7 protein-coding genes are annotated in these 6,919 nt (G+C 49.2%); 4 read left to right on the top strand and 3 right to left on the bottom strand.

Annotated elements, in window-relative coordinates; genetic code table 11:
- The first annotated feature begins 456 nt into the window (after window positions 1–456).
- From AAG834_RS05515 to AAG834_RS05500, 3 genes are all read left to right on the top strand, one after another.
- Window positions 457–2,538 carry a carbon starvation CstA family protein gene (locus tag AAG834_RS05515; protein WP_342031511.1) on the top strand — a complete coding sequence of 694 codons (2,082 nt, stop codon included), beginning with the start codon at window positions 457–459 and terminating at the stop codon, window positions 2,536–2,538.
- The gene (locus AAG834_RS05510; protein ID WP_003744600.1) at window positions 2,528–2,722 is read left to right on the top strand and encodes a YbdD/YjiX family protein; all 195 of its coding nucleotides are present in this window, start codon (window positions 2,528–2,530) and stop codon (window positions 2,720–2,722) included. The genes AAG834_RS05515 and AAG834_RS05510 overlap by 11 nt, the downstream gene beginning before the upstream one ends.
- Before the next feature lie 352 nt (window positions 2,723–3,074).
- Entirely contained in the window at window positions 3,075–4,343 is a 1,269-nt protein-coding gene (locus AAG834_RS05500; RefSeq protein ID WP_342031510.1) for a DUF945 family protein, read from the top strand.
- Window positions 4,344–4,641: 298 nt separating this feature from the next.
- On the opposite strand, the gene AAG834_RS05495 is transcribed toward AAG834_RS05500, so the two are convergent.
- The 3 genes from AAG834_RS05495 to AAG834_RS05485 all read right to left on the bottom strand — a co-directional run bounded on the left by AAG834_RS05495 (window position 4,642) and on the right by AAG834_RS05485 (window position 5,728).
- On the bottom strand, window positions 4,642–5,052 hold the full coding sequence (locus tag AAG834_RS05495; RefSeq protein WP_070515014.1) for an MliC family protein: 411 nt from the start codon (window positions 5,050–5,052) through the stop codon (window positions 4,642–4,644).
- Window positions 5,053–5,327: 275 nt separating this feature from the next.
- Window positions 5,328–5,453 (bottom strand): type B 50S ribosomal protein L36, encoded by a 126-nt coding sequence (ykgO, locus tag AAG834_RS05490; protein ID WP_003685279.1) that lies wholly within the window; start codon window positions 5,451–5,453, stop codon window positions 5,328–5,330.
- Window positions 5,453–5,728, bottom strand: coding sequence for a type B 50S ribosomal protein L31 (locus AAG834_RS05485; RefSeq protein ID WP_070515010.1), 276 nt, complete (start codon window positions 5,726–5,728; stop codon window positions 5,453–5,455). The genes ykgO and AAG834_RS05485 overlap by 1 nt, the downstream gene beginning before the upstream one ends.
- A 150-nt stretch (window positions 5,729–5,878) precedes the next feature.
- Between AAG834_RS05485 and hemH the strand changes: the two genes are divergently transcribed.
- Complete coding sequence (gene hemH, locus AAG834_RS05480) at window positions 5,879–6,889, top strand: ferrochelatase (RefSeq protein WP_342031509.1); 1,011 nt, start codon at window positions 5,879–5,881, stop codon at window positions 6,887–6,889.
- The last annotated feature ends 30 nt before the right edge of the window (window positions 6,890–6,919 follow it).

Below are 6,919 nucleotides of genomic sequence, written 5' to 3'. Positions count from 1 at the left end.
TTGGCTGCGTATATGCAGGTAGTGGAGTACGGCTTGGTATTTAAAGTGTAATGTATATTTGCTCATAAAAAAACTGCACCTTGGTGGTTGGAGGGTATGTGTCCAACTTTTGGGGTGCAGTTCAAACCCAAAATTCGGTTTTCAGACGACCTTTCTCTCTGTCAGGATATTGTGTAAAGAATCTGTCAAAAAATAAGCGGTAATATCGTAATGAATGACGATTGTTTGAGTTAAATCTAGCCCGCACGTTATCGGATTGTGTTAACCTTACGCTAGGCTTGATAATAGTTAACATTCTAGGACTTTAGTTCCCTTGTTTATTAATTATTTCAAGCCAGGGTTCCCGCACCATCATCGCTTCATTTTTTTCTTCCATAAATGCTTCGGGATGCAGTTTGTCCCCCCGCAACAATAAGAACCCGAATATTCTCACTCTTGTATTTTAAGGATTAAACAATGAAATCGCTCAAAACGTTCCTCATTTGGGGCATTGTGGTTTTGGTCGGCGTAGCGTCCTTTACCACTCTGGCTCTCAGTCGGGGCGAGCAGGTCAGTGCGGTATGGATGGTCACCGCCGCCGTATCGGTGTACTGCATCGCTTACCGTTTTTACAGTCTCTACATCGCCAAATATGTGATGCAGCTTGATCCGAACCGCCTTACGCCCGCCGAGCGGCACAATGACGGTTTGGACTATGTGCCGACACACAAAGGCGTATTGTTCGGACACCACTTTGCCGCGATTGCGGGTGCAGGTCCGTTGGTCGGTCCCGTACTGGCTGCGCAAATGGGTTATCTGCCGGGTACGCTGTGGATTATCTTCGGCGTAGTGTTTGCCGGCGCGGTACAAGACATGATGGTCTTGTTCGTCTCCATGCGCCGCGACGGTAAGTCTTTGGGCGATATCGTAAAACAAGAACTCGGCACTGTACCCGGCGTGATCGCGTCCATCGGTATTTTGATGATTATGGTCATCATCATGGCGGTGTTGGCGCTGATTGTGGTGAAAGCACTGGTTCACAGCCCTTGGGGTACGTTTACGATTGCCGCCACCATGCCGATTGCGCTGTTTATGGGCATTTACACCCGCTATATCCGTCCGGGCAAAATCGGCGAGATTTCCATCGTCGGCTTTATCCTGCTGATGCTGGCGGTGATTTACGGCGACAATGTGGCACACAGCTCCATCGGTCATTGGTTTGACCTTGACGGCATCCAGCTCACTTGGGCGATTATGATTTACGGTTTCGTGGCATCAGTATTGCCGGTATGGCTGCTGCTGACTCCGCGCGACTATCTCTCTACCTTCCTGAAAATCGGTACGATTGTCGCACTCGCCATCGGCATCCTCATCGTCAGCCCTGCGCTGCAAATGCCTGCCGTGACCCACTTCATCGACGGTTCCGGCCCGGTATTCTCAGGCGCATTGTTCCCATTCCTCTTCATTACCATCGCTTGTGGTGCGGTTTCAGGCTTCCACGCGCTGATTTCTTCCGGTACTACGCCGAAAATGCTGGAAAACGAAACCCACGTCCGCATGATCGGTTACGGCGGTATGTTGATGGAAAGTTTCGTGGCCATTATGGCGCTTGCCGCTGCTGCATCGCTTGATCCCGGCGTGTACTTCGCCATGAACAGCCCCGCCGCCCTGATCGGTACAGATGCCAATACCGCCGCCGAAGTGATTACCACCAAGCTGCAATTCCCTGTCGATGCCGCAACCCTGTTGCACACCGCTAAGGAAGTGGGCGAAAACACCATCCTTTCCCGTGCGGGCGGTGCGCCAACCCTCGCAGTCGGTATGGCACACATCATGAGCCGCCTGATTCCGGGCGAAGCCATGATGGCATTCTGGTATCACTTTGCCCTGTTGTTTGAAGCCTTGTTCATCCTGACCGCCGTCGATGCCGGTACTCGCGTCGCACGTTTCATGATTCAAGACTTGGGCAGTATTTTCTACAAACCTTTCGGCAACACCGACTCCATCCCTGCCAACCTGATTGCGACCTTCTTCGCCGTGGCATTGTGGGGCTACTTCCTCTACACCGGCGTAACCGACCCGCTGGGCGGCATCAACTCGCTCTGGCCTTTGTTCGGCATCGCCAACCAAATGCTGGCAGGCGTAGCCTTGATTATGTGTGCCGTTGTGCTGATTAAGATGAAACGTGACCGTTATGTCTGGGTGGCACTCGTTCCTGCCGTCGGCGTACTGTTTGTAACCTGCTACGCCGGTCTGCAAAAACTGTTCCACAGCGACCCGCGCGTCAGCTTCCTTGCCCATGCCGGCAAATACAGCGAAGCATTGGCTAAAAACGAAGTCCTCGCTCCCGCTAAAGACATCGGCGAAATGTCGCAAATCATCTTCAACGACCAGATCAATGCCGGTCTGACCGCATTGTTCCTCTCCGTCGTCGTCGTCGTTGCCATCTACGGCCTGCGTACCGCTATGAAAGCACGCAAAGTCGGCTGGTCAACCGCCAAAGAAATTCCGGCGGTGTACCGCGACGGCAAACAACCGGAGGCACAAAGTGAAGCGTAAACTCGCCGCTTGGTGGAAAACCGCCAAACTTACCGCCAACCTCATGGCAGGCGTACCCGATTATGAAAACTACGTTGCACAACAACGCAAACATAATCCCAACGCCCCTGTCATGACCGAGCTGCAATTTCAAGACTACTGTCGCAAACGCCGCTGCGGTGCGAACGGCGGAAGATGTTGCTAATCGCTTGAACGGTTGAAAAAAAGGTCGTCTGAAAGTTTTCAGACGACCTTTTTATATTACAATATTGGCATTTTTAAAATCGGCATAGGCAAATATAGTGGATTAAATTTAAATCAGGACAAGGCGACGAAGCCGCAGACAGTACAGATAGTACGGCAAGGCGAGGCAACGCCGTACTGGTTTAAAGTTAATCCACTATACCGTCAGTTGATCCAATTTCCGCCAAGGCGTAACCCGGCAGCGTCGCAGTTTGAGTCCAACAGGAAAACGGCCCTATCTGCCGCCAGCCGATTTGAATCGACCCCATTCCAATCCATCCATTACATTTTTACCACCTGCTTAAGGACAAGACATGAAAAAAAGCATCATTGCGACATTAGTCGGCATCGCCGCATTGGGAGGAGCAACCGTTGGCGGAGGCATTTATGCCGACAACAAATTGAAACAAGAATACTACCTCCAAAACAATCCCGATGCCGACAAGCGCATGAAAATTACTTTGGATAAATTCGACATGGGACTCACTTCGGGCAAAGTTTCATGGAGAGGCGACATCACGCCCGACTTATGCCATCAGGATACAAAATTCTCAATTCGCGGCGAAGACATCATCACCCGTGGTTTGAACGGTTACACCATCCAAAGCAAAGTCTATTTGATTGGAGAAGACAATAAAGAAATATTCCAGTTGGACGGCAATACCGCGCTTTCTTGGGGCGGCGAATTAGACAGCAAACTAACCGTACCTTCAGGTTCACGAACCATCGATACTGATGAAATCAAATGGGAAGCGGCGACTTTGACTGTCAAAGGCCACAAATCCGACCATCAGTACCATCTCGATAATTTCAATTTCGAATGGCCCGGCATGACTGCCTCACATCCTGACAAACCTGATAGCCCGGGATACCAATTTAGTTTGAAAAACTTTAAATATCAGGCTGATATGGAAAAAGGCGACACCACTGCATGGCGCAACGGCACATCCCTCTTCACCCTAGACTCCGCCGCATTCAAAATGGGCAACCAAACCTTTGATTTCGCTGTCGACAAAATCAAAGCAGAAAGCAAACAGTCTGCAAAAGACAACAAATACGCTATGGAAGGACAAAGTGAAGTCGAAAACTTCCGCATCAACAACATCAAATTCGACCGCATCCATTACAACTTGAACCTCCGCGATATCAATGGCGAAGGTATCGACCGCATCAATAAATTCTTCGACCGTCAAGGTAAAGAGTGCGTCGATATGAACAGTCCCGACACACAAAAAGAACTGATGGAAGCCGTAAAAACCTTTTTAAAAACCGGCATCAAATTCGACTCAAAAGGCAATCAAATCTACTTGAACAACAGCGCGGTTAAAGCCGATGCAGACGCCTCCATTCCGCCTATCGAATATAAAAACGACGAGCAGCTTCAACAAGACCTCCTCAGTAAGCTGAAATACAACGTCAACGCGGAGGTCGATAAAAACTTCATCAGAGAAGTGCTCAAACTGGCTTCTCAATACGACCCCAATATCAAAGAAAGCGATTTGGACAATGTCGTCAAAGAAATGGCAACCGCGCTCAATGCCGAAGTCACCGAAGACAAGCTGATTATCAAACGTAGCCAATAATCCGCCGGCAAACCTGTTGGAAAATATAGTGGATTAACTTTAAATCAGGACAAGGCGACGAAGCCGCAGACAGTACAGATAGTACGGAACCGATTCACTTGGTGCTTCAGCACCTTAGAGAATCGTTCTCTTTGAGCTAAGGCGAGGCAACGCCGTACTGATTTAAAGTTAATCCACTATACCGACAGGTTTCGCATTTACCCATAGCAAAAGGTCGTCTGAAATTTTCAGACGACCTTTTTGGTTTCACGGAGATAGGCATCGCAAACCCGCCATCCCCTAACAATTCACGCAGTCATTAACGCTGATTGCAAGAAGTGTCTACTTTGTTGCCATAAGGATCAACGAAGCTGAAGAAGGCTTGGCTGCCTTTTTGATGCCATTCCGCACCTTTACCGAACAAGCCGCGGTTGGAAACATAACGCTCGCCGGAACCGGAAACCGCAGAAGACAAGACAGCACTTTTGTCATCCAGGCTCAACTCGACGCGGTTGGTGTCCAGATTGCGTACAGTCACAGACAAACCGTTTTCACACTCAAAAGATTGGGGCGAACGGCGGTCGCTAGACTGACCACGATCATCATAGTTGTGACCTCCATGGTCATGACGGTGCTCGTGGCGAGGAGCATCATTATCATCATAATCAGGGGCAGCACAAGCACCCAAGGACAAAACAGCCGCTACGGCCAATACAGCTTTAAGTTTCATATTAATACTCCTGAAAAATGTGGAACTGAATAAACAGTAATTCCATGTTATAAACATCTTTATAGTCTAGCAAGGAAGCTTACTCTAATTTACCTGCAAGCCTCAAATGTAGCCTTTTCCAAAACTCCGTATTCTTTTCGCAAACATTCAAATTTCTTTCAGCCATGGTTTCACAACGCCCCTCTGCCCGCAGGTCGTCTGAAAACAAAAAAAGACCGCCCACGAAAATCATCGCGAGCGGCAATCCATTGAGAGCATTACAAAATATGAAAACATTACCGCTGACGGGCTTTGAAGCGGGGATTGCTTTTACAGATGACGTAAACTTTACCCTTGCGTCGAACGATTTGACAGTCACGATGGCGCTTCTTCGCCGTTTTCAATGAAGACAAAACCTGCATTATTTATCCTTTCTAAAAGAAGACATCATAGATTGGAATCTTTGGTTGAACTTGCTGGCGCGGCCTTCGGTATTCACATTGCGCTGTTTGCCCGTATAGACGGGATGCGAGGCAGAAGAGGTATCCAATGAGAATAAAGGATATTCTTTGCCGTCATTCCAAACCATCGTTTTGCCGTGTGTATCCGCACAAGAACGGATCAGCCAGCCTTCATTGGCGCCGCTGTCGTAAAAAAGCACAGTACGGTAATTTTCAGGGTGGATATTCGCTTTCATCATTCCTCCGATAAATGTTATGGTATAACATTATACACCATAAACTTTAAAACACAACCCCGAAAAAAGGTCGTCTGAAAACGCAAACCATATTCAGACGACCCTCACATTGCTACAATACAGGCTTCCACCCCAATCCAAAGGCACATTATGCCGCGTTTCCACATCGAGCCCTCCCTGTCCTACACCCAGCAAAACCGTGTAGGCGTCCTCCTCCTCAATCTCGGCACGCCCAATGCTCCGACTGCAGCCGCCGTCAAACCGTATCTTCGAGAATTTTTATCGGACCAACGCGTCGTCGAACTGCCCAAACTCATTTGGCAGCCGATTTTGCATGGTTTGGTACTGACGCTGCGTCCCAAGAAAAGCGCACACGCTTACGCCAAAATCTGGTTTGAACAAGGCTCCCCGCTTGCCGTCTACACCCAACGCCAAACAGACGCCCTCGCGCAAGCCATGCCCGACACCATCGTCCGCTATGCCATGACCTATGGCAACCCGAGCGTAGAAACCGTCCTTGCCGAAATGAAAGCCCAAGGCGTAGGCAGATTGCTGATTGTCCCTTTATATCCGCAATACGCCGCCTCCAGCACCGGCGCAGCCTTAGACAAAGTATTCCAGCAACTATTGAAGCAGCGAAACCAAATGAGCCTGCGCACCGTTTCCCGTTTTTACGACGACGCAGCCTACATCGATGCTATGAAGCAACAGATCGAAGCCTATTGGAAAGAACACGGGCGTGGCGAGAAACTCATGTTGAGCTTTCACGGCATTCCGCAAAAAAATTACGATGACGGCGACCCTTATCCCGACGAATGCCGCCACACCGCAAAACTTCTTGCCCAAGCGCTCAACTTAGACGAGCAAGAATACATCGTTTCCTTCCAAAGCCAATTTGGCAAAGCAAAATGGGTAACGCCCAGCACACAAGCCCTGTTTGACCAACTGCCCAAACAAGGCATCAGCAAATTAGACGTATTCTGTCCGGGCTTTATGGCAGATTGTTTGGAAACCATGGAAGAGATTGCCATCATGGGACGCGAGCAATTTCACGCAGCCGGAGGCAAAGAATACCGCTACATCCCCTGCTTGAACGACCACCCCGCATGGATTCAGGCTTTGACCGAACTGGTCAAAAACAATCTGCAAGGTTGGCAATGATCGGATACATCATGTTTCCAATGAACGCGT

Source organism: Neisseria sp. Marseille-Q2251 (assembly GCF_940793045.1).
Taxonomy (GTDB): Bacteria; Pseudomonadota; Gammaproteobacteria; order Burkholderiales; family Neisseriaceae; genus Neisseria.
This window is presented reverse-complemented; position numbering and strand designations above follow the sequence as displayed.

Bases quoted from the DNA above. Each gene is read 5' to 3' on its own strand.
- AAG834_RS05515 (WP_342031511.1), top strand. From the start codon at position 457: ATGAAATCGCTCAAAACGTTCCTCATTTGGGGCATTGTGGTTTTGGTC.
- AAG834_RS05500 (WP_342031510.1), top strand. From the start codon at position 3,075: ATGAAAAAAAGCATCATTGCGACATTAGTCGGCATCGCCGCATTGGGA.
- AAG834_RS05495 (WP_070515014.1), bottom strand. From the start codon at position 5,052: ATGAAACTTAAAGCTGTATTGGCCGTAGCGGCTGTTTTGTCCTTGGGT.
- ykgO (WP_003685279.1), bottom strand. From the start codon at position 5,453: ATGCAGGTTTTGTCTTCATTGAAAACGGCGAAGAAGCGCCATCGTGAC.
- AAG834_RS05485 (WP_070515010.1), bottom strand. From the start codon at position 5,728: ATGAAAGCGAATATCCACCCTGAAAATTACCGTACTGTGCTTTTTTAC.
- hemH (WP_342031509.1), top strand. From the start codon at position 5,879: ATGCCGCGTTTCCACATCGAGCCCTCCCTGTCCTACACCCAGCAAAAC.